Source organism: Psychroflexus aurantiacus, assembly GCF_010820555.1.
Classification (GTDB): Bacteria; Bacteroidota; Bacteroidia; order Flavobacteriales; family Flavobacteriaceae; genus Psychroflexus; species Psychroflexus aurantiacus.
Genome location: NZ_JAAIKD010000006.1, coordinates 81,697 through 104,143 on the forward strand (window position 1 = coordinate 81,697; position 22,447 = coordinate 104,143).

Annotated in this window: 16 protein-coding genes; 13 read left to right on the plus strand and 3 right to left on the minus strand. The window is 41.4% G+C overall.

Annotation, left to right across the window (positions count from 1 at the left end):
- Positions 1-3 precede the first annotated feature (3 nt).
- Complete coding sequence (locus G3567_RS11275) at positions 4-1,713, plus strand: hypothetical protein (RefSeq protein WP_164005435.1); 1,710 nt, start codon at positions 4-6, stop codon at positions 1,711-1,713.
- Positions 1,714-1,767: 54 nt separating this feature from the next.
- On the opposite strand, the gene G3567_RS11280 is transcribed toward G3567_RS11275, so the two are convergent.
- Entirely contained in the window at positions 1,768-2,304 is a 537-nt protein-coding gene (locus G3567_RS11280; RefSeq protein ID WP_205521223.1) for a hypothetical protein, read from the minus strand.
- A 76-nt stretch (positions 2,305-2,380) separates the two neighbouring features.
- On the opposite strand from G3567_RS11280, the gene G3567_RS11285 reads away from it, so the two are divergent.
- Positions 2,381-5,356 carry a zinc-dependent metalloprotease gene (locus G3567_RS11285; RefSeq protein WP_164005436.1) on the plus strand — a complete coding sequence of 992 codons (2,976 nt, stop codon included), beginning with the start codon at positions 2,381-2,383 and terminating at the stop codon, positions 5,354-5,356.
- 276 nt (positions 5,357-5,632) lie between these two features.
- Here the strand turns inward: G3567_RS11285 and G3567_RS11290 are convergent, their stop codons facing one another.
- Both G3567_RS11290 and G3567_RS11295 read right to left on the minus strand, forming a co-directional pair.
- On the minus strand, positions 5,633-6,865 hold the full coding sequence (locus G3567_RS11290) for a serine hydrolase domain-containing protein (protein ID WP_164005437.1): 1,233 nt from the start codon (positions 6,863-6,865) through the stop codon (positions 5,633-5,635).
- A gap of 203 nt (positions 6,866-7,068) precedes the next feature.
- Entirely contained in the window at positions 7,069-7,794 is a 726-nt protein-coding gene (locus G3567_RS11295) for a phenylalanine-4-hydroxylase (RefSeq protein WP_164005438.1), read from the minus strand.
- A gap of 274 nt (positions 7,795-8,068) precedes the next feature.
- On the opposite strand from G3567_RS11295, the gene G3567_RS11300 reads away from it, so the two are divergent.
- The 11 genes from G3567_RS11300 (at position 8,069) to G3567_RS11350 (ending at position 22,374) form a co-directional block, all read left to right on the plus strand.
- Positions 8,069-9,061: a Gfo/Idh/MocA family protein gene (locus G3567_RS11300; RefSeq protein WP_164005439.1), complete on the plus strand. Its 993-nt coding sequence runs from the start codon at positions 8,069-8,071 to the stop codon at positions 9,059-9,061.
- A gap of 165 nt (positions 9,062-9,226) precedes the next feature.
- On the plus strand, positions 9,227-10,498 hold the full coding sequence (gene serS, locus G3567_RS11305; protein ID WP_164005440.1) for a serine--tRNA ligase: 1,272 nt from the start codon (positions 9,227-9,229) through the stop codon (positions 10,496-10,498).
- An 88-nt stretch (positions 10,499-10,586) separates the two neighbouring features.
- Positions 10,587-12,413, plus strand: a complete 1,827-nt coding sequence (locus G3567_RS11310; RefSeq protein WP_164005441.1) for a tetratricopeptide repeat protein — start codon at positions 10,587-10,589, stop codon at positions 12,411-12,413.
- 1 nt (position 12,414) lies between these two features.
- Positions 12,415-12,723 (plus strand): DUF4286 family protein, encoded by a 309-nt coding sequence (locus G3567_RS11315; protein WP_164005442.1) that lies wholly within the window; start codon positions 12,415-12,417, stop codon positions 12,721-12,723.
- Complete coding sequence (rsmA, locus tag G3567_RS11320; RefSeq protein WP_164005443.1) at positions 12,723-13,589, plus strand: 16S rRNA (adenine(1518)-N(6)/adenine(1519)-N(6))-dimethyltransferase RsmA; 867 nt, start codon at positions 12,723-12,725, stop codon at positions 13,587-13,589. Before G3567_RS11315 ends, rsmA begins: the two co-directional genes overlap by 1 nt.
- Positions 13,579-14,928 (plus strand): magnesium transporter, encoded by a 1,350-nt coding sequence (gene mgtE / locus G3567_RS11325; RefSeq protein WP_164005444.1) that lies wholly within the window; start codon positions 13,579-13,581, stop codon positions 14,926-14,928. Before rsmA ends, mgtE begins: the two co-directional genes overlap by 11 nt.
- A gap of 2 nt (positions 14,929-14,930) precedes the next feature.
- Positions 14,931-15,341, plus strand: coding sequence for an acyl-CoA thioesterase (locus tag G3567_RS11330; RefSeq protein WP_164005445.1), 411 nt, complete (start codon positions 14,931-14,933; stop codon positions 15,339-15,341).
- 40 nt (positions 15,342-15,381) lie between these two features.
- Positions 15,382-16,320, plus strand: a complete 939-nt coding sequence (locus tag G3567_RS11335; RefSeq protein ID WP_164005446.1) for a 2-hydroxyacid dehydrogenase — start codon at positions 15,382-15,384, stop codon at positions 16,318-16,320.
- A 447-nt stretch (positions 16,321-16,767) separates the two neighbouring features.
- On the plus strand, positions 16,768-17,637 hold the full coding sequence (locus G3567_RS11340) for a hypothetical protein (RefSeq protein ID WP_164005447.1): 870 nt from the start codon (positions 16,768-16,770) through the stop codon (positions 17,635-17,637).
- Positions 17,638-17,856: 219 nt separating this feature from the next.
- Positions 17,857-18,162 (plus strand): hypothetical protein, encoded by a 306-nt coding sequence (locus G3567_RS11345; protein WP_235923580.1) that lies wholly within the window; start codon positions 17,857-17,859, stop codon positions 18,160-18,162.
- Between the two features lie 747 nt (positions 18,163-18,909).
- Complete coding sequence (locus G3567_RS11350) at positions 18,910-22,374, plus strand: T9SS type A sorting domain-containing protein (RefSeq protein ID WP_164005448.1); 3,465 nt, start codon at positions 18,910-18,912, stop codon at positions 22,372-22,374.
- Positions 22,375-22,447 lie beyond the last annotated feature (73 nt).

Here is a 22,447-nt window from a genome sequence, read left to right on the forward strand (position 1 = left end):
CGAATGATCAAAACTATAGCTTTAATTTTTATGTGCTGCTTTGGGCTTGTGAACTCGTCTTATTCACAAAATGAAGTCGATAAGGCATTTTTACAAAATCAAATTTCCAAAGAGCAGGTATACCTCCATATAAATAGCAGTTTTTTATTTAGCGGAGAAAAATTGTTCTATAAATTTTATAATCTCAATGCCGACTCCAAAACCCTGAGTGATCTGAGTAAAATAGGATGGGTGGTTTTGATAAACTCAAACAAAGAAGAAGTTTTTAAACATAAATTGAATTTAAAAGCTGGGCAGGCGCATTCAGATTTTTTTATTCCCTCCAGCCTGGCTTCCGGGACCTATAAAATTCTGGGCTATACCTCCTGGATGTTGAATGCGGAGAATTATTATTTTGAACAGGATATTTATATTTTAAATCCGTATCAAAACGCAAATCAAAGACTCACTCTAACGGATAGCATTGAAGCTGCTGTGCAGGGGGATAGAACGCAAACTTCAAATGAATTCAGCATAAGTCTGAATAAAACTTCATTCAGCAAGCGGGAAGAGGTGGTCTTGTCATTCGATAATGCAGAGGAGATCAGAGGTGATTTTTCAATTTCTGTGAGGAGAATAGATAATCTGGTCAAACCCGATAGAATCAAAAGCACGGAGGTTTCGAAACTCTACAAAAACAAGTCTTGGGATTTTTCTGATACCTTAATCTTACCAGAAGTGAGAGGTTCATACTTTAAGGGAAGAATACAAGGCGTTGATGAAGAAATTTTTAAAACCAGCAATTTGATGCTGTCCTTCGCCGGCGAGGAAAGTGAGGTGAGAATTATTTCTCTGGATGACAGGGGTGAATTCAATTTCACCTTAACCAACAGAGTCGCCGTAGATGAGGTCTTAGTTCAGCTTACAGGGTATAGAGGTGATTTTTCTGTAGAGCTTTACAAAGACAAGCATCCGGATTATTCAGAGCTGGACTTCGTTAAGCAGCCTGTGGTTCAAACCAGCCTTAAGCAGTATGTTCTCGAAAAAAGTATAAATAATCAAATTGAAAACGCGTACTCTGCAGTCAAAGCCGATCTGATAAACCTTCCCGACGACAAAGCTTATTTCTTTGATGACAAACTGGTAACATACGACCTGGATGATTATACAAGATTCCCTGAAGTTTCAGAAACCTTTGTGGAAATCATTAAATCTGGACGAATAGAAAAAAATAAAGACAATACCTATAGCATATTCGTGAGAAACCTGGAGGGCAACTGGAAATTTGATCTGCCTGCCTTGTTGATTGTTGACGGTGTGGTGCTGAAGGACCATACTAAGTTGATTTCTTTTGGAACGGAAAAGATTCAAAGCATAGGTCTACTCACAAGTAAAATCTTTTACGGCCCTGAGATGTTCCAGGGGGTGGTTACAATTCAAACCAAAACCGGTGACTTTCCTGAAGAGCTGAGAGATACTCAAATAAAATCAGCTAAAATCACCATTCCGCAGGATCCTAAGCAGTACTATAGTCCTGACTATGGAAAGGAAAATCTGGATCGCATTCCTGACTACAGGTACCAACTCTGGTGGAACCCTGAACTGCGTTTTAAAGGTGAGGATTCACTTAAGTTTTTTACATCAGATCTGAGTGGAAAATTTGAAATAGAAGTGGAAGGCTTTACCCAGTCTGGAAAACCAGTTTCACTACGTCAGGTTTTTATAGTCGAGTAATTTTCACTTAAAAACCGATCAAAAATCGATTCCTGACTGTTCAGGCAGTCTCATCTATTTCTTATGGCTATGTGTCACTGATACTTCTGTTAAGACATGGGGAACGTCTGTGAGTTCAATATTAAAACTGTAGGTAATCGACTCATCTTTGTTAGAACTTACTTTGAAATGCCCTTCTCTCACGGGAAAGTAGCCAGCCTGACCTTTGCAAAAACAAAGCCTGCCAAATAAAAGCTTGGCCTGTTTGAGCTGATCGTCGTTTAAGTCTAATTTTTTCTGACCGGGCTCAATTTGAGCATACACGACTTCAGTATATTCATCATCGGCGATTTGGGGATCCTGATTTCGCTTGTATTCAAATTTTAAAACCTTATGCTTGCCTTTGGTAACCTGGGGATATTGAGCGCCGGTAGCATCGGTTTTGATGACCAGTGATTTTTGATTTAAAACTTCAAAACTGCAGGTTCCATCTTCAGGACAGTTCGCAATACTGATTTTGTTCAAACCCTCTTCTTCTGTGGATTTTTGTTGGGTTTTACATGCTATAAAACAAAAAATAAGGCTGAATACTAAGAAAACTCCTGGCTTCATAATGATTTAATTATCAAATGTTACACAGTAATATAGAATAAATTATTAGTTTAGAGGATATAAGTTTTTAATAATTATGGGAACAGCAAACAATTTTAAGAGGATAATCCATCTTGTCCTTATCTTATTATTCTCCAAGTTTGGTTTTTCACAAGACCAGGGGGCTTTCTGGACAGTGGTGGAAGATAAAGGTTTAAAAAAGGTTCAATTTGCTAAGTCAGTTCCGGAAAAGAGTAGTTTGCTCAGGCTGGATGCTCAGCGAATGCAGGATTTTTTAACCGACGTTCCTAAACGCAGTGAAACCGAAACCTCTTCAAAAATAATTAGCTTTCCCAGTGCAGATGGTTCTTTCGAGTCTTTTAGAGTGATGGAATCTTCGGTCATGACGCCAGAACTTCAGCGTAAATTTCCAGGCATCCGTTCTTATATAGGAAGAGGTGTTAAAAACCCGTCTTTGATCCTTCGCTTTAGCATGTCGAAAGCAAAAGGAGTGAGTTCCATGCTATTATCAGGAGGTGAAACCGTTTTTATTGAGCCCTATAATTTAAAGGAGAATACTTACATCAGTTACATCAACTCTGAAAGTGATAAACACAAGGAAGATTTTGAATGTTTAACGGAATATGCTCCGCTTAGGAATTCGATGTCTGATGAAGAATTTAAGAGCTTGAAAAACGCTAATGACGGAAAACTGAGAACTTACAGATTGGCCTTAGCCTGTACGGTAGAATATGCACAATTTCATGGCGGAACGCTTGATCAGGTTATGGCTGCCATGAATACCACCATGACCAGAGTCAATGGAATTTTTGAGCGTGATTTAGGCTTGACCATGGAGATGGTTCCCAATGAAGACATCATCTTTTTAGGTCCCGATGTCGATTCAGACCCGTATACCAACGATAGTGGTTCTACCATGCTGAGTGAAAATCAAACGACCTGCGATGGAATCATTGGGTCTGCCAATTATGACATAGGTCACGTATTCAGTACGGGTGGAGGAGGAGTAGCCTATCTTAATTCCCCTTGTACAAATTTGAAGGCCGGAGGAGTTACCGGGTCTTCCTCTCCGGTAGGGGATACATTTGATATAGATTTTGTGATCCATGAAATGGGTCATCAGTATGGAGCTAACCATACCCAAAACAATGACTGCAACCGAACAGGAAAGTCCTTTGAGCCGGGAAGTGCCTCGACGATTATGGGTTACGCCGGCATTTGTGCGCCAAACGTGCAAAACAACAGCGATGACTACTTTCACGGAGAAAGCATCAAGGAAATGTGGTTGAATGTTTCTCAGGGAAACTCCAGCAATTGCGGGAGTATAGCTGACACAGGCAATACGGCTCCAGTAGCTAAAGCTGGCTTAGATTACTCGATTCCTAAATCGACTCCTTTTGTTTTGAGAGGTGAGGGAACAGATGTGGACGCAGATGATGTGTTAACCTATACGTGGGAACAAATCGATCCGACTCCTGCACCAATGCCTCCAGAACCTACCTCTACGGCAGGACCACTTTTCAGATCCCTGTTACCAACGACGTCTCCAGATCGATTTATGCCTTCCTTTAGTACGGTGCTCTCCGGCGCATTATCGTCAACCTGGGAGGTGGTTCCTTCGGTAGCCAGAGAGATGAATTTCCTACTTACCGTAAGAGATAATTCTACCCCTGCTGGAAATACGAGTTCCGCAGCATTAGTGGTGACTACGGTAGATGCCCCGCCTTTTGAAGTGCAAACGCCACCCACCTGGGCCTCAGGCTCTACACAAACTTTAAACTGGACCGTAGGTGAAACCAATGTAGCTCCTATAAACTGTCAAACTGTAAATATCTATTTCTCAGAGAAAGGCAAAGACTTTTCTTTCGTATTAGCTACGGGAGTTGCGAACACAGGCTCTGCCGAAATTACCTTGCCTTCCGTCGCTGATACCTCACAGGCGAGAATTCTTGTGGAAGCAGCAGATAATATCTTTTATGCACTTACCGAGCCCTTTGCTATTGGGAGTTCTCCGGATTTCACGATCAGTGCTCAAACGCCAGATCAGAGCCTGTGCAATTTAGATACCGCCAGCTATGAATTTGAGTTTATAACCTCGAATGGCTTTTCGGAAACCACAGAATTTACGGTTTCCGGACCTCAGGCCGCCACCTACGCCTTTACCCCGTCCAGTCTGAATGCAGATGGCAGTTTTACCTTAACCATCAGTAATCTTTTAGATTTAAATCCAGGCGATTATACGCTGGAAATTACCGGAAGTTCTTCTTCTGTTACAAAAACTGAGAGCGTAGGTCTCACAATTATCGATGGAGCCTGTGCTTCTGCAGGGAATACCGACTTCCAGACCAGTACCACGGGAGTCATTATAAATGAGGGAGGTACCGAAATTTTGAGCAATCTGCAGACTGGTAAACCTTCAGGTTACAGCGATTACACCAATATAATTACGGATCTGCTGGTGGATTCTCAATATGATTTCACCGTGAATGTGAATACCGATGGGGAATACGATGTGAAGACCCTGATATGGATTGACTGGAATCAAAATTGCAAGCTGGATGATGCTGGTGAGGAATACGACCTTGGGACTGCTTTCAATGTAGAAAATGGCTCTACGTCTAATTCCCCGTTCTCTATTGCAGTGCCAAGTGATGCTGTCTTAGGTCAAACCCGAATGCGGGTAACCACCAAATATCTTGAAACTGCTGAGGATGTTCCTCTGGCCTGTGAAAACAGCTTTGATGGTGAGGTAGAAGATTATACCATCAATGTCAATGCAAGTTTGGGTTCGGATAGCTTTGCTCTCCAAAACCTGTCCATCTATCCCAACCCTTCCCGGGGAAGATTCACTGTCCAGTTTTTTGCAGCCTCCAGTACAGCTCTCCAGCTCTCGCTTTATGACTTACGAGGACGTTCTCTGGTAAGGAAGACCTACGATGCTTACGGCAATTTCCAAAAAGAACTGGATTTAACACAGCTTGCCTCCGGCATTTATCTCTTAAAACTAAGCGATGGATCTGGAAGCATTACCAAAAAAGTTATTGTGGAATAAAGGCTTTACAGGAGAGGAAATTGGTAAAAAAGAACAAAGAAGCAACAATCATTAATGAAATTTGATACTTACTGCTTAGTACTCAGTAGTAACTAGTTTGTTGGTGAAAAAAGAATAAAGAGTAAAGAACTAAGAAGAAAAAGTAAAGGTCAACAGTCAAATAAAAAACTTGAAATAGCAGATTTGAATTTCGAAATTTGTACTCACTACTCACTACTCACTACTCACTACTCACTACTCACTNTATAGTCCAGCAGCTTTAGAACATTTAAGGAGTTATAAAATCAACTCCGATTCTTCCTCCTGAAGTTCAAGACGTTTTTCTGCGGAGGTAAGCAGCGCTTTGGATAACCTGACCACCTGGTTTTGGAAGTAGCGTTTACGCTTGTTTTGGGTGTGGGTCATGACAATAACGACGAGATCCTGTTTGGGATGATATTCCAGGCCATTCCTAAATCCATCCCAGAGCCCATTGTGAAATATCACCGGGTCCTGGCCATCCGTATCCAGTCTAAAGCCCATTCCGTAGCGTTGATTCTTCCCCTTTTCATCTCTGCCAAACATCATGTCTATGCTTTCCTGGGTGAGAATTTTTCCGTTTTTAAGATCGCGAAACCACACGTACAAATCTTTTGGCGAAGCATAAATACCCTTGTCACCAATGGCATTGTTATGAAATCCGGGCGGGAGTTTGATTAACGAGCGACGATAAGGTTGATAGCCGTCCAGGATATTGATTTTATTAAGCTCATTTTTTTCTACGAAGGTTTCATCTAAACACAGCGGTTGTAAAAATTCCTCTTTCAGATAATCCCCCAGAGAGCGCTCACTCACCTGTTCAACCAGGGCACCCAAAACCACATAGCCTGTATTGCTATAGCTAAAATACCTGCCAGAAGGGAAATTGAGCCGGGGAGCATGCGTATTAATCAAGTCAACCACTTCAAGATTATTGGGAGCAATCTCGTCATCCCAGTACTGTTCCGTGAGGTACATATAGTTCCATAAACCAGACCTGTGTTTGAGCAGATCCCGTATGCTGACGTTCTTGAACTTGAAATCTGGCAGGTAATTCGCAACCGGATCATCGATGTCCAAAGCCTTATTTTCGTGTAATTTTAAGATGGCCGCTGCAGTAAACTGCTTGCTTACCGAGGCTAATTGATAGGATAAGCCGGGTTGCATCGGGCTTTTAGTGATAGGATTTTGATATCCGAAATCTTCCTGGTATAAAATCTGATCTTTATAGGCAATCAATACAGATCCGTTTATTCCGTAGCGTTTAGCTTTATTCTGAATTTGTTCCTGCAGGAGATTCAGCTCTTCAGAAAACAAGGAATCGTAGTCCGGAACTGAGGCTTCGATTTTGGATGGGATGACTTCTGAAGATTCAAAAGACTTGGTTTCAAAATTGCTAAAAGCAAAATTTTGAAACATCGTGTAGGAAATCAGAACTGTAAGGCTTGCAAACAGAAGCAGTCTAAAAAAAAATTTCGAATTAAATTTCATCTAATACCTTAAGCTTCAAACACAAACCAATATATTATAAATACGGTGCAGGAAGTATATTTTTTGCAATTTTAACTAAATAATTTTAAAGGAACAGACTCAAAACCATACAATAACTTGATTTTATCATTTTAAAAACTTTCAACGTAAAGCCTCACATCCTGAGGTCTGCTTAGGATTTTTATTAAGGGGTGAACCCTCAGTTAAGCCTCCTCGAGTTCCTTATTCCAGACTTTTGAAAGTTTTTTTAAGGACTGAAAAAGAATCTCAAACGAAGAAATCACGTAATAATCCTCCTGCATAATGTCAGTTCTAAAGACTTTTTGAATAATCGAATCTATGGAATAATCCAAAAAAGTTGCCTTTTGCTCATGGATTTGATTGGTTTCTCCATAAGAAGATAAGATGCCGGCACCGTAGGACTGAACTTTACCCTGTTCCTGAATTACACCAAATTCAATAGTAAACCAGTACAGGCGCTGCAGCTGCAGAAGCTTTTCCGAATCCCCAAGAAACTGGCAGCCTAGTTTTCCGAATTCATGTACAAATTCAGAAAAAACGGGATTGCTGAGCAGCGGGACATGCCCGTAGATGTCATGAAACATGTCGGGTTCTTCCAGATAATCCAGACTGTCTCTGGAACGCAACCAGGTGGAGGAACAAAATTTGCGCTCCGCTAAAAGCTGGAAAAACTCTTCAACCGGAATCAGTCCCGGTACTACTTTCAGTTGCCACTTAGTTTCGGTTTCAAACCAGGCATTGATTTTCTCGAAACTTGGAATCTCATTGGCATTCAAAACAGGAGACATATGTTCTAAAGCATCGAGATAAGCCTGAGAAGCTTTGCCGGGGATATTTTCCTTTTGTCTGGTAAACAAGGTTTTCCAGACCCATAAATCTTCTTTAGTGTACTTTGACATGTCTTGCATGAGAAGTGGTTTAAAATAAAAATCCCGATTCAGCTGTGAATCGGGATTGATTTAGGTTTATAAATGAATTATACCATTAACCGATTCTAGGGTTTAGAAAAAGATAATAGTGATAATAGCGGTTGTTATTAATCATGCCTCAAAACTAATTATAAATTTAAAACCAGCAAATCAACAAGTGTTAAACAAACAACATAATTGATGATGATATTTTTCAAAAAATTAATCGTAATATCAGCATCCTTGATTTAATTTTCACACAAAACTATACAGGATGGAACAAATGCACAACTGGGGGATTATAGGTTTAGGAGGTATCGCAAGAAAATTCGCTTCCGATTTACAAGACGTAACCGGTGCAAACCTTTACGGCGTAGCTTCCAGGTCACCGGAAAAAGCTCAAGATTTTGCTACAGAGTTAAACGTTGAAAAGGCTTATGGCTCCTATGAAGCCCTGGCTAAAAACCCGGAAGTAGAAATCATTTATATAGCCACACCCCATGTGTTTCATGCAGAACACACGCGCATGTGCTTTGAGCAGGGCAAAGCCGTTTTATGTGAAAAACCTATGGCTATGAATGCAACTCAGCTAAAAACGATGATACACGCGTCAAAGGAAAAGGCTTTGTTTTTGATGGAAGGGCTTTGGACCAATTTTATGCCTCATCTTCAAAAAGTACATCAGCTTGTCCGGGAAAAAACTTATGGCGAGTGCCTAAAAGTTGAAGCAGACTTTTCCTTCAAAGCTGAATTTGATTCAGAAAAAAGATTGTTCAATAAAGATTTAGGCGGGGGTGCTTTGCTGGATATCGGTATTTATCCCGTGTATTTGGCTTTAAAGCTTTTGGGACCTCCTCAGGATATTGAAGTTAACTGCGAATTTTCTTCAACAGGGGTGGATATTTCCAATCAAATCGATTTTAAATATGCTTCCGGAGCGACGGCTCAGCTGTCCTCCAGTTTCGCCAAAACCACACCTTCGAAGGCCAGGATCCATTTTGAACAGGCGACTGTGGAATTGGGTTCCAGATTTCACGAAACCGATCAGCTCGACATCCAAACCAATGCCGGGCTAGATCAAATCGATTTTAGTTATCCATCGCATGGCTATCAGTTTGAAATCAAGCACGTCCAGACGTGTTTGGAAAAGGGATTAACCCAAAGCCCGGACTGGCCGCTCGATGCCTCCTTAGAACTGATGGAAACCCTGGATAAAATTCGGGAACTGATGGGACTGGTTTATAAGGAAGATAAGAGTAAGAGTTAGTTAAAAGCGATAAATAAGATCCAATCTATAACAATAATGTTATCGGCGCTTATTTTATGCATTTAAAAATTGCCTAAGCTTTTCGATTTGCTAAATTTGCCGCAAATACAGATTTCAAAGAAGCCGACTTATCAGCTTCTTAAAAATCTACAATGACAAAGTATTATGTTGGAAGTTAAACACATTCGGGCACATCGGGAAGACTACACGCAAGCGCTCAAAAAACGAAATTTTGAAGCTGAGGCTGTTTTTGAATCTATTTTAAAATTAGATGAAAAACGTCGAGAAACTCAGAAACAACTGGACGAAATTCTTTCAGAATCCAACAGACTTTCCAAAGACATCGGAATGCTTTTCAAGTCAGGTGAAAAAGAAAAAGCCAACGCGCTTAAAGAAAAAACGGCAGGTCTTAAAGAGGATTCTAAGCGACTTGGTGAAGCCATGGGTCAAGCGGCAAACGAGCTTCAGGCCCTGCTGTACCAGGTTCCTAACATTCCACATCCTTCTGTTCCTGCTGGAAAAAGCGAAGAGGATAACGAAGAGGTTTTCAAGGAAGGTGACATTCCTGTATTGGCAGAAAATGCACTTCCGCACTGGGAGCTGGCCAAAAAATACGACATCATAGATTTTGAGCTGGGGAATAAAATTACCGGCGCTGGTTTTCCCGTTTATAAAGGTAAAGGAGCCAGATTACAAAGAGCACTGATTTCTTATTTCCTCGATAAAAATGTTGAAGCAGGCTACAGCGAAGTCCAGGTGCCGCTATTGGTTAACGAAGCTTCCGGCTATGGAACCGGACAGTTGCCGGATAAAGAAGGGCAGATGTATCATGTGGGCAACGATGATTTGTATCTGATCCCTACGGCTGAGGTGCCGATTACCAATATTTACAGAGATGATTTACTGACCGAAAATCAGCTACCTATTCAGTTAACAGGCTATACCCCCTGTTTCAGGCGAGAAGCAGGAAGCTACGGGGCGCATGTCCGCGGTCTCAACCGCCTGCATCAGTTCGATAAGGTCGAACTGGTCAATATTGTAAAACCGGAGGATTCCTACCGGGTTTTAGATGACATGGTTGAGCACGTCAAGTCGATTTTAAGAGACCTGAAATTACCTTACCGGGTGCTGAGACTATGTGGCGGGGATTTAGGCTTTACATCGGCACTGACATTCGACTTTGAATTATTTTCAACCGCTCAGGACCGCTGGTTAGAGATTTCATCGGTTTCCAATTTTGAAACCTTTCAGGCCAATCGCCTGAAAATTAGGTATAAAGATGCCACCAATACCAAAGCTTTGGTGCATACCCTGAATGGAAGTTCACTGGCTTTGCCAAGAGTTCTGGCAGGTATCCTTGAAAATTATCAAACCGAAGAGGGGATTGTCATTCCTGAAGTCTTAAGGCCTTACACGGGATTCGATAAGATTTCTTAAGGCCTCCTAAGTCCACCTAAACTGATGGAGGCTTCATAAATCTTTTTCAAAAATTTACGACACCAAAAATATTTAGGTAAATTTGAGCATGCGTTTAGAATGGCCTGGATCTTTTACACCAAAATTCCTACTGACTTTTTTGTCAATGTTTGCCTTCACCTTCGGTTTTGGTCAGAGTGAAGACCTGGCTCAGAGTTATTTTGATCAGGGGGAATACGAAAAAGCAGAAGCTATTTACGCCAAACTTCACACCAGCAATCCGGAATATCAGAATTGGCTGCTGGGCTATGTAGAGACTCTGCAGGCTTTGGAAAAGGCAGAACAGGCCGAGGCAGTCTTAAAAAAATACCTGGCTGAAATCGGCGCATACCCTAACATTCAGGTTGAACTCGGATACCTGTACCAAAAGCAAAAGGATAGTATTGCCGCTTACCAACTTTATCAGGATGCGATTTCCAAAGTGAAAGAAAGACCCGGTTTTGCCTATGCCGTTGGGGATGCGTTTCAAAAACACGGCTTATTGGATCTGGCAGTAGAAACCTATGAAACCGCTCAGCGTATCGAACCCAGGACCACGACCAGCCTGGAACTCGCGAAAATTTATGGTGAGCAAAGTCGCTACCAGGAAATGTTTGACAATTACATGAATTTGATTGTTGAGAACCCTAGTTATTTCAGGATACTCAACAGAAATTTCTCACAATATATCACCGAAGATTCTAGTCATGAAGCCAACCTGGCTTTAAGGCGGGTACTGCTTCAGCGCAATCAGGAAGAGCCCAGCCTTACCTATAACCAAATGCTGGCCTGGTTGTATGTTCAGCAAAAAGACTATGTCAAAGCTTTTGCTCAGGAGAAGGCTATTTTTCAGCGTTCAGAACCTAAATCCCTTGACAGAATAATAGATTTAGCCCTCATCGCTAAAGCAGAGGACGATTTGTCCAGCGCTCGAGAAATGCTGGAGTTTGCCGTCGAAAAGGATTCAGACGAACGCGAAATGCTTTCCGCAGAAAGAGAGTTGCTGCTTATCAAAAGCGCCCAGGCTCAACCGGAAGACTATCCGACTATCGAAACGGCTTATCAAAATGTTCTGGACAGGATCGGCAGGCGCAGAGACAGCTTTTTAATTCAAAAAGACTTTGCTGAATTTTTGGCCTTCCAGAAAAAAGACATTCAAAACGCACAGGCCCAGATTGAAATCATCAAGACTCAAAATCTTTATCAGCAACAGGCCGCAGAGCTGAAGTTGCTGGAAGCCGATTTGAACGTGCAGCAGTCCAAATTCAACCAGGCGTTGCTGCTCTATACCCAGGTCGAAAAACTGATTCCCAATAGTGATATCGCCCAGGAGGCCAAATTCAAGGTTGCTAAAACCAGCTACTTTACGGGCGATTTTGACTGGGCGCTCACACAGCTTAAAGTTTTGAAAAGCTCGGCTTCACAATTGACGTCCAACGATGCTTTAGAATTGTCCCTGCTCATCAAGGATAACAGTCAGGAAGATACGACCCGAACTGATTTGAAGCTGCTGGCCAAAGCGGACTTGCTTCAATTTCAGAATAAACCCGATCAGGCTTTGGACATTTTGAACCCCCTGCTTAAAAACTATACATCCCCTTCCATAGTAGATGACGTTCTTTTTAGACTGGCAAATCTACATTTGGACAATTCAAAAGGCCAGGACGATATTGAAAAAGCAATTCGGTATTTGCAGAGAATTACAGAGGAACACAGCGATAAGATTTTAGCCGATAACGCCAATTTCTTACTGGGAAAACTTTTTATGGATCAGCTTAATCAGCCAGAAAAAGCAAAACCCTATTTTGAAACTTTAATTTTTAATCATCCCGACAGCATTTTTTTCGTAGAAGCCAGACAGCGTTTCCGAAAGCTTAGAGGAGATCAAATCCAATAATATGTTAATTTATAATGTAACGACCAACGTAGAAGAAGACGTCCACGACGAGTGGGTAGACTGGATGAAGAACATTCATATTCCTGCCATGTTGCAAACCGAAAAGTTTGTGGCTGCCACGATGAGTAAGGTGGATGTGGTAGAATCTATGGGTGGTATCACCTATTCTGTACAATATAGAATTGAAGATAAAGCCACTTTGGAACGCTATTTTGAAGATGATTTTGAATACATGAAGAAGCAAACTAAACTTTTTGAAGGTAAGTTTGTGAGTTTTAGAACCGAGATGGAAATCGTACACGAGCAGTAATGAGCAACAAGGAAAGAACATCTATAGACGACGAAATTTTCAAAGCCAATTTTGAACAGGGCGTGCGTGAGGTCAAAGCCAAGAAACACCTGGGTCAGCATTTTCTGACCGATGAAGGAATTTCTGAACGCATCGCGAAGACTTTGCAGAAAGAGAACTACAGCAACCTCCTGGAAATTGGGCCGGGCATGGGTGTGCTTACCAAATATTTGCTCAACCAATACGATCGCTTTGTCGCGATGGACCTGGACAGAGAATCCATTGCTTATCTCAACTCTACCTTCAAAGCAGAACATGAGATACAGGACAATCCGGATGCACTTCAGGTGGTTGAAGCTGATTTCTTAAAAGCCGATTTGGGTGCGTATTTTGGTCGGGAGCAGTTTGCCATCATCGGAAATTTCCCCTACAACATTTCAACCCAGATCGTTTTTAAAACCCTGGAATACAAACAGCAGATTCCAGAGTTTTCGGGCATGTTTCAAAAAGAGGTTGCCGAACGTATCTGCGCGAAAGAAGGCAGTAAAACCTACGGGATCTTATCGGTATTGACTCAGGCCTTTTATACGGCCGACTATTTATTTACCGTTCCGCCGGAAGCTTTCGATCCGCCACCCAAAATTCACAGCGGCGTGCTAAGGCTGCAGCGCAAAGAAAATTACGAATTGCCTTGCGAGGAAAAAAAGCTTCGGGATGTGGTGAAAACCGCTTTTCAGCAGCGAAGAAAAACCCTGCGCAACAGCCTAAAAAAATTCAACTTATCCCCAGAATTACGAGAAGATTCTATATTTGCGCAGCGTCCGGAACAACTGAGTGTGGAGCAGTTTATCGAGTTGACTATAAAAATAAGCAAAGATGGCATTTGAACTCACCCAGGAATTAATTGATAAAATCCAAACTCTCATTGAGGAGAACAACGACCAGGAGCTTCAAACCCACCTGGAAGAATATCACCATGCCGATATCGCAGAGGTGCTCGACGAATTGAGTCTGGATGATGCCACCTACATCATCAGGTTATTAGGCAGTGATCAGACCTCGGAAGTCCTGATGGAAATGGACGATGACGACCGGGAGAAAATCTTAGGAAACCTGAATGCCAAAGAAATCGCTGAGGAAATCGAAGAGATGGACACCGATGACGCGGCAGATATTATTTCAGAATTATCTGAGGATATCAAAACCCAGGTCATTTCTAACATCAAGGATAAGGAACATGCCGAAAATATTGTGGAACTTCTCAAGTATGACGAAGATTCTGCCGGAGGTCTGATGGCGAAAGAATTGATAAAAGTCAATGAAAACTGGAGTGTCACCGGCTGCATGACCGAGATGCGAAACCAGGCCGAAAACGTGACCCGGGTGCATTCCATTTATGTGGTGGATAACAAAGGTAAACTCAAGGGGAGGCTCTCTCTTAAAGATCTGATCACAGCTCCCAGCAAAGCGGAAATCGGTGATGTGTACATTCGAAATGTAGATTATGTCGATGTGCATACCCCCGGAGACGAAGTGGCCAGAGTCATGCAAAAATACGATCTGGAAGCTATTCCTGTGGTGGATGAGTTCGGGAGACTGGTCGGTAGAATTACCGTAGATGATATTTTGGATTTTATCAAAGAAGAAGCCGAGAAAGATTACCAGATGGCCGCAGGTATTTCTGAAGATGTGGAAGCCGATTCTACCATCTGGCAGCTCACCCGGGCGCGATTGCCCTGGCTTATTCTGGGACTTTTCGGAGGTCTAGGAGCGGTATATGTGATGCAGGGGTTCGATTCTGCTCTGGAGAAGTATGAAATTCTTTTCTTTTTTACACCGCTTATCGCCGCCATGGCAGGAAACGTGGGGGTGCAGTCTTCTGCGATTATCGTGCAGGGTCTGGCCAACGATTCGGTAAAAGACAGTCTGGTGAAACGTTTGCTCAAAGAAGTGTCGCTTAGCATCATCAACGGCACCGCGCTTGGTCTGCTGGTCATCGGCTTTGGGGTAATCACCTCTATGGCGTTTTTGGTGAGCATTACCATTGCCATTTCCATCCTGTCGGTGATTATCATGGCCGCCCTGATCGGGACGTTTGTGCCTATCATTCTAAATAAACGCGGCATAGATCCGGCCATTGCGACCGGTCCATTTATCACGACCAGCAACGATATCCTTGGAATTTTAGCCTATTTCTACATCGCCAAATTAATTCTGAATTTTTAGAGATGACCCCTATTCCTTTTCAACGTGACCTGACCGTAACCAGCAAGCATCTGGATGAGCAGAACCACGTGAATAATCTGGAATATATGAAGTGGGTGTTGGAGATTTCAGAAGCGCACTGGGTAGCAGAAACCTCCATAGCCCTCAGGAAAAAATACGCCTGGTTTGTCCTGGACCACTACATCCAATACAGGCATCAGGCTTTTCTGGGTGAAGCTTTGGTGTTGACCACCTGGATAGAAAATTATTCCAAAGTCAAGTCAGAGCGTCGCGTGCACATCACGCGTAAAACCGACGGCAAAACGATTGTGGAAGCCAGAACCAACTGGTGCTTTATAGATCAGAAAACCAAAAAACCAACACTTATCACCCAGGAGATTGTAAAACCTTATTTTGAATTTGAATCGGCTTAGCCTTGTGCTTTAGCGATATACAGCTTAATACCTTTGTCCTATGAAGATACTACATCTGGATAGTAATCATCCCCTGATGATTCAGGAATTGACCAAACTGGGTTTCGATAACACTGAAGATTTCTCGAGTTCCAAAGCTGAGGTGGAGACTTATATCCATGCGTTTGATGGCCTGATCATCCGCAGCCGCTTCACGATTGATAAAGCCTTTCTCGATAAAGCTATTAATTTAAAGTTTATAGGACGCGTAGGCGCAGGATTGGAAAATATAGACGTGGACTACGCCGAACAAAAAGGTGTAAAATTATACAATGCTCCGGAAGGTAACCGTAACGCGGTGTCCGAGCATGCGCTGGGTATGCTTTTGAGTTTATTCAACAAACTGAGAACCGCTCACGAGGAGGTGGTGAACGGGCAGTGGAGACGCGAAGCCAATCGTGGGCATGAAGTGGAAGGCAAGACCATTGGCCTGATTGGTTATGGCAACACCGGAAAAGCCATGGCCAGAAAGCTGAGTGGCTTTGACTGTGAAGTTCTCTGCTATGATATTTTAGAGAACGTTGGGGACGAAAATGCCAGGCAGGTGAGTTTGGAAGAATTAAAGTCCAGGGCCGATGTTATCAGCCTGCACACCCCGCAAACGCCAGAGACGCTCGGCATGATCAATCAAGAATTTATCGATTCTGTAACCAACCCCTTCTGGTTCATCAATACCGCCCGAGGCAAAAGTGTGGTCACTTCAGATCTTGTCAACGGACTAAAATCGGGTAAAATTCTGGGTGCGGGTTTGGATGTGCTGGAATATGAAAAATCTTCCTTCGAAGATATGTTTAGCAAAGCGCAGCAACTCCCTGAAGCCTTTCAGTACCTGATGGAAGCGGATCATGTCCTTCTCAGTCCCCACGTTGCCGGCTGGACGTTTGAAAGTCATGTTAAACTTGCACAGACCATTGTGGATAAGATTGATAGGGATTTTTAAGATGATTTAATTAAATTAATTCAAAAATAAGCCCTGCTGATTTTAAGTTTTTTTTTGCTTAAAGTCTAAGTTCGATTAAAAATAGGATGGGTTAAACCTTTTACTTACCAGCTTTGTCAATACTTATATGAAGATTTACGGTTTTCCCCTAACACAAGTACGGTCAAACCGCAATTGTAAAAGAAATATTAGATATAAATTTAGATGTAATTAAATCACTTGAAATGAGGTAGTTGATGTGTTTGAAGAAAGGAAAGCATTACCATGCCTATGATTCCCCTTTGGGGGTTAGGGGGATTTAAGCTTCTCCCGTAAAGGCATGAACACATACACTTCACTGTGCGCTACAAATGTATTGGGTTTCATGAGATGTGCAACTTCTTCTGTAAGAACGTAATAATCCGGTAAGATGATAAACTGCCCACATCACTTTTTAAAATTATTATCATGAAAGCTAAAGAACAATTCAACGAGATTACAATAAAAGTGGCTAGAGGGATGATTTTAATTTTTGCTATTAAATTATTTTTAATTTTAGTAGTATTCACCTTTCAAGCTTGTTCTGCCGATGACACCTTAAAATCAGATATTTACAATACTGATTTTAATAATGCTCTAGTAATTAGTAAAGCAAATTTAAATGATGTTAAAATATTGAATGCTAACAGAGACTTTTCAAAATTAGATGATGACAATAAGGCTATTTATCTGTTAAAAAATCCAGAACAAGATATGAATGATAAGAGTTTTTTAAATGCAATTGATAATCTTGAGAGTCTGGTTAGAGAAACTAGTTACCACAATCTTGAATTGAGCGAAACATTTAGTCTAAAAGATGATGCAGTAGTGGTTGGAAGTTTTATAATTCAAGAGCAACCTATTAAAGATGCTTTAAAACCTGCAATAGAAGAAGCGAGAAGATACTTATATGTTAAAGGATTTTCAGATCAAGCCATAAATCAAATGATAAGCGATGATGGTGGGACAGAAGAAGATTTAGTGACTTTTGTTATGGCTTTGAATGAAATTGAAAATATACATAATCGAAATGCTTTTTCTTTTAATAATTACTCCAGTTTGTTTTTTAATACAGCATGTGCTCAAGAGCTTACACTTGCTGAAGTTGGCACTTGTGCTGCTATAGCTATTGGTGCTGATATACTGTGGGCTTTAGGTGGGTCTAGTGCATCTTCATGGACTTTGCCTGCTATGAAGAAAGCTTTTGGCGCAGTTGCTAAAAGAATGTTAGGCCCAATTGGTGTTGCAATTGCTGTTGTTTCATTTGGGATTTGTGCTTTCAATGAATCGCAAGATTAAACGAAGAAATCATGTCAATAACATCAATTGTTTTATTGCCTTTAATGGCTTATGTTTTAAATCTTAGACTAAAGAGTATTTATTTTGTTTATAAAAACAACGTAGAAGAAAAAAAAAGATTTGAAATTTTATTATTAGTACTATCAGTTATGCTTATAGTGTGTATTCTTATTCTATCGGAATTAATAATGCCTTAATTCGGTATATAAGATGACTAATATGTCATTAGAGAGTAAGAAATATTATTTTTTTATCATGGATAATTTTTGCAGCAGCAAAGGCCTGGAATCGATTATGCACCGAACCTGTAAGAATTCAAAAGTTATGAGATTACCCAAAACAATTCACCTGATCTTAATAGGTATAGTGATGATAAGTTCGATTGGAATTGCCTTCCAGCTCAACTGGAATGCTGTCCTTGATGCGAGCATCAGCTTTAAAGAACTTCAGGCGTTTTTGACCTCAGTTTTTATTCTTTTTTTATTAAGTATAGGGTTTTATTATAAACCCAAAACAATGGATTAGCGCCTATTTTGTAATTCAAACCCCTTCTTGTGGAATGACAAGAAGGGGTTTTTACATTTAAGGATGCCTGCTCTTCTCTGCAGGATGTGATAATGCCAGAACACTTGATTTCAGTGATATAGGGTTTTTAGTCATTTTTCCGATAGCGGACTGGGATTCCAATGGCGGAAGCCTTGAAAATCTTAACTAAAGAGTCCGCAAATTTCAATCTGTGTGAGTTTTGTTGATGACTAGACAACAGGGTTTTTAGTCAGGTTACAACTTCCAAAAATATGCGGTTTTCCCGTAGCAAGACTGCGGTCAGACCGTAACTGTAAAAGAAGCATCATCTTTACTTTTACATCAAAATGAATCCGTGTCAAAGCCTTTTACGTAAATAACACCGGGAAGTTTCCTGTCAGATGATCAAGCGTAAAGCAAAAAAAATGAATCAAAAATCAAGAGGTGTAAAGCTGATTTAAACGTCTGAGCATGCTCGACTTACAGGAGGTTCTGAGTTTTGAAAGTGTAAATACTTCATAAAAGTTTTTGTATTATCATAAAAATTGCTATTTTCACTTTTATATTGAGAATCGACACTTTGCTGAGATACAGTTCTTTAATGTCGAAAATTTTCAAACATAAGCTATAAGGAGTATTTATAACATAATACGTGCAACAATTATTTTAAAAACTTACTTTTTTATGAAAACAAATCACTGTTATCCTAAAAAGAATTTGTGCTTTTTGTTTCTAAGCCTATTTTTTTTGACAAGTTACGTTGGTTTTGGGCAAACCTTCGAGGGTGACAATATGTTAATAAAAATAACTGACAATAGTACAATCACCTCTGTCATCAGTGTAACTGAAAATGGTGTTGTAGGCGATGACATTTTAATCAAAAATCTGTTATTAAGTTTAGCCCATGAGAATAATGAAGATCTGTCGATCACACTTACATCGCCTCAGGCAACCACCCTGAATTTATCCATTAAAAACGGAGGGACGTCAAACGATTACACCTATACAAAATTTGTCGATGCAGGTGCCGATATTACGGGAGCTACAGGGCCTTTTACAGGGGATTTTCAGCCACAGGGAGGCACTTTAGCTGCTGCCTTTGCAGGAGAGAATATCAATGGGGACTGGATATTAAGTATTAGTGATGATAAGAAAAATGACGAAGGTGCATTCAATTATGTAAGTTTAACCTTTGCCAAGGATGCCGATCGGGATGGAGTTTTCGGATTGGATGATTTTGATTCTGATAATGACGGGATTTTAGATGTTGATGAGGGTTCTACCTGTTTCAAAACTGAGACCGTCATTGATATAACCAGTGATCTACCATATTATGGGCCAATAGAAAATTTGTCTGATGGTATTCTGACCCAGGAAGGATTTTATTTTGATGCTCAAAAATACCCGGGTTCCGAAACCGTGCTATTCAATATCAGGTTAGAAGAAGCACTTCTCATCACCCAGTTTAGGATTCTTCACGATATGAGTCATAACTTATCTGATTCAAACGGAGCATTTTTCTTAGGTAATAGTGTTAAATACAGGGTTGAAGCTTCCAACGACGGCAGCACCTGGGACAATTTAATTTTGAATGATATTTCGAATGGAGACTCCCCCGGGGGTGAAAAAGTGTTTGATTTTGTAAATGCTACAGCTTATAACCACTATAGAATTGTATGGATTGGAGGTCAGATCAATAACGATCCATGGATCGAGGAAATCTTATTTTCAGCAAACCCCTGTCCGGAAACTTCATTAGATTTCGATAATGATGCCAGGCTCAATTATCTAGATTTGGATTCTGATAATGACGGGATTTACGATGCTTTGGAAGCGGGTGCAGATCCTTCTTTGTTGGATGAAAATGGTCGTATTGATATCACTGCCAATGGCGTAAATGCAGAGGGTATACCGCTTGATGCCAATGCAGGATCAGGCCTTAGTGTCATAGACACAGACGGGGATGGTCTGGTCAACTTTTATGACCTGGACTCCGATGGAGACGGCTGCTCAGATGCCAATGAATTTTATTTCAAAGCCGATGCCGATGGACGGGATGACGCTGTCTATGGTGTAGGTATACCAGCGGTAGGTGCACTTACAGGACTGGTTACTGAAGCAACCTATAATGGCTCAAATTATTCAGATGTTTTAGATAATTCAATAACCAGAGGTTGTCAGTTTATACAAACAACACGAGGGAGCTGGGACTCCTCCGGCAACTGGGAAGCACGCACTGTGCCTATTTCAACAGATGATGCTATTATTCGTGCCCATTCCACGGTGACACAAATGCAAGACGTAAACAAACTTACCGTGGATGAGGGATATACCGTTACAGTAAGTGCAGGTCAGACCGTCCACGTTAAAGCAGACCTGATCAATAACGGTGACTTTCTGGGTGAGGGCTATTTGGTCTTCGATGGGAACGCCTCCCAAAACATCATCGGCGATGGAACAGATGCCGGCAGCTTCACCCATATGCGCATCAATAATACTGCGGGAGTAAGCCTGACCGACGATGCCGATTTATATGATGTCATAGACATAGATGCCGGTGACTTTACTGTAGAAAGCGGTAATTTCTTAACCTTTAAAAGTTCTGCTGAACGCACTGCTGTTTTAGGAGAAGTTAATGGTGGAACGCTTGCTGGCTGTGTAATTGTGGAGCGCTACATCCCGCCAAAACGTGCCTTTAGGTACATAGCGAGTCCGGTGACGACCACTGCAAATTGCGGAAAACCTAGCATCCAGGAAAACCTCCAGGAAGGACAACAGGTGGCGGACTATACCCGATACGATACTACGCCTGCCAATACGGATTTTGGTACGCATATCACAGGAACCGATTTAGGTACTGATTTAGGCTTTGATGCGACGCAAACAGGTAACCCGTCTATGTTTACCTTTAATAATCATAATCAGACCTGGAATTCAATTCCTAACACCAATAGTTTAGGATTAACGGTCGGTACACCTTATGGACTGATGATCAGAGGCGGCCGGGATATGAATTTGAACATCAATAATACCATGATAGGAAGCGAAACCACTTTGAGATTTACCGGAGAACTTACAACCGGTAGTCAGCCTGCACCTCAGTTAACAAGTGCAGAAAGTGGTTATAATTTTATAGCCAATCCCTATCAGGCACAGGTACATTTGGGTGATTTGCTTTTGAATCACTCCATAGATATTCAGGAAACCAAAGTTTGGGTGTATGATCCAACCAATGCAGGGGCTCATGGTTCTTATACGCTATTAGAGTTTAATAGTACTGGCCAGTTAAATACTAAGATCCCATCGGGGTCTGAGACCAATGGATTTTTACAGCCGAACCAGTCTTTCTTTGTAGAAAATAAGCCAACGGCAACAAGTGCGAGTCTGACATTTACTGAACAGCGAAAAAAAGCGGCGGAAGACCAATCGTCTACAACTGCAGTTTACAGAGGTGAATCCCAGTCCAAAACAAAGAAGCAGCCTAAGGAATTTAAGATGTCTGTCGATTTGTATGAAGCGAATACCGGTGATCTGCGTGATGGGGTGCAGGTGCGTTTAGGGCGCAACTATAAGGATACCTATGATGCAACAGAAGATGCCTTTAAGTTCTGGAATTCCCTGGAGTCCTTGGCCACAAGCCTGGATGACGGCAGTTATCTGACCCTGGATAAAAGGCATTTAAATGCTTCAGACAAAGTGGTGCACCTGGCTCTGTGGAACTATAGGGCTAGCAACTATATTTTTAAATTGGATATCACTAACCCAGGAGTACACGACATTTACCTTGTCGATAACTATCTCAATACAAAAACACGTCTCGACCTCCAGCAAGATGAGTACAGATTTAGTGTAGACAGGAGTGTTCCGGCGTCAACAGATGCCTTTCGTTTTCAGCTCCATTTCGAAAACACAAAGCGAAACCACAAGGCCGGTAAACCAACTACTGAAAATGAAGAGTATGACCTAGGCGGTATCCGTTTGTATCCCAATCCGGTGAAAGATAAGATGACGGTTAACCTGTCTCAGGTCGCAGGTAAAGTGAGTAGCATAAAACTCTATGACATGACAGGAAAAATGATCAGTCAGCATGCATTGTTGAACGACAATACAGCTTTGGAGATCAATATGGAAAATTATTCGAGCGGTCTTTACCTTCTTGAAATCGATACAAAAGATGGTGCTCATTATCAAAAAAAGGTGATCGTAGAATAAGGCGTTAAGGGGAAGCCTAAGCATATAAATTTAAAAACCCTCCTGTTTGTCGAAAACAAGGAGGGTTTTTAAA

Coding starts and splice junctions, on each gene's coding strand:
- G3567_RS11275 (WP_164005435.1), top strand. CDS start 4: ATGATCAAAACTATAGCTTTAATTTTTATGTGCTGCTTTGGGCTTGTG.
- G3567_RS11280 (WP_205521223.1), bottom strand. CDS start 2,304: ATGAAGCCAGGAGTTTTCTTAGTATTCAGCCTTATTTTTTGTTTTATA.
- G3567_RS11285 (WP_164005436.1), top strand. CDS start 2,381: ATGGGAACAGCAAACAATTTTAAGAGGATAATCCATCTTGTCCTTATC.
- G3567_RS11290 (WP_164005437.1), bottom strand. CDS start 6,865: ATGAAATTTAATTCGAAATTTTTTTTTAGACTGCTTCTGTTTGCAAGC.
- G3567_RS11295 (WP_164005438.1), bottom strand. CDS start 7,794: ATGCAAGACATGTCAAAGTACACTAAAGAAGATTTATGGGTCTGGAAA.
- G3567_RS11300 (WP_164005439.1), top strand. CDS start 8,069: ATGGAACAAATGCACAACTGGGGGATTATAGGTTTAGGAGGTATCGCA.
- serS (WP_164005440.1), top strand. CDS start 9,227: ATGTTGGAAGTTAAACACATTCGGGCACATCGGGAAGACTACACGCAA.
- G3567_RS11310 (WP_164005441.1), top strand. CDS start 10,587: ATGCGTTTAGAATGGCCTGGATCTTTTACACCAAAATTCCTACTGACT.
- G3567_RS11315 (WP_164005442.1), top strand. CDS start 12,415: ATGTTAATTTATAATGTAACGACCAACGTAGAAGAAGACGTCCACGAC.
- rsmA (WP_164005443.1), top strand. CDS start 12,723: ATGAGCAACAAGGAAAGAACATCTATAGACGACGAAATTTTCAAAGCC.
- mgtE (WP_164005444.1), top strand. CDS start 13,579: ATGGCATTTGAACTCACCCAGGAATTAATTGATAAAATCCAAACTCTC.
- G3567_RS11330 (WP_164005445.1), top strand. CDS start 14,931: ATGACCCCTATTCCTTTTCAACGTGACCTGACCGTAACCAGCAAGCAT.
- G3567_RS11335 (WP_164005446.1), top strand. CDS start 15,382: ATGAAGATACTACATCTGGATAGTAATCATCCCCTGATGATTCAGGAA.
- G3567_RS11340 (WP_164005447.1), top strand. CDS start 16,768: ATGAAAGCTAAAGAACAATTCAACGAGATTACAATAAAAGTGGCTAGA.
- G3567_RS11345 (WP_235923580.1), top strand. CDS start 17,857: ATGTCATTAGAGAGTAAGAAATATTATTTTTTTATCATGGATAATTTT.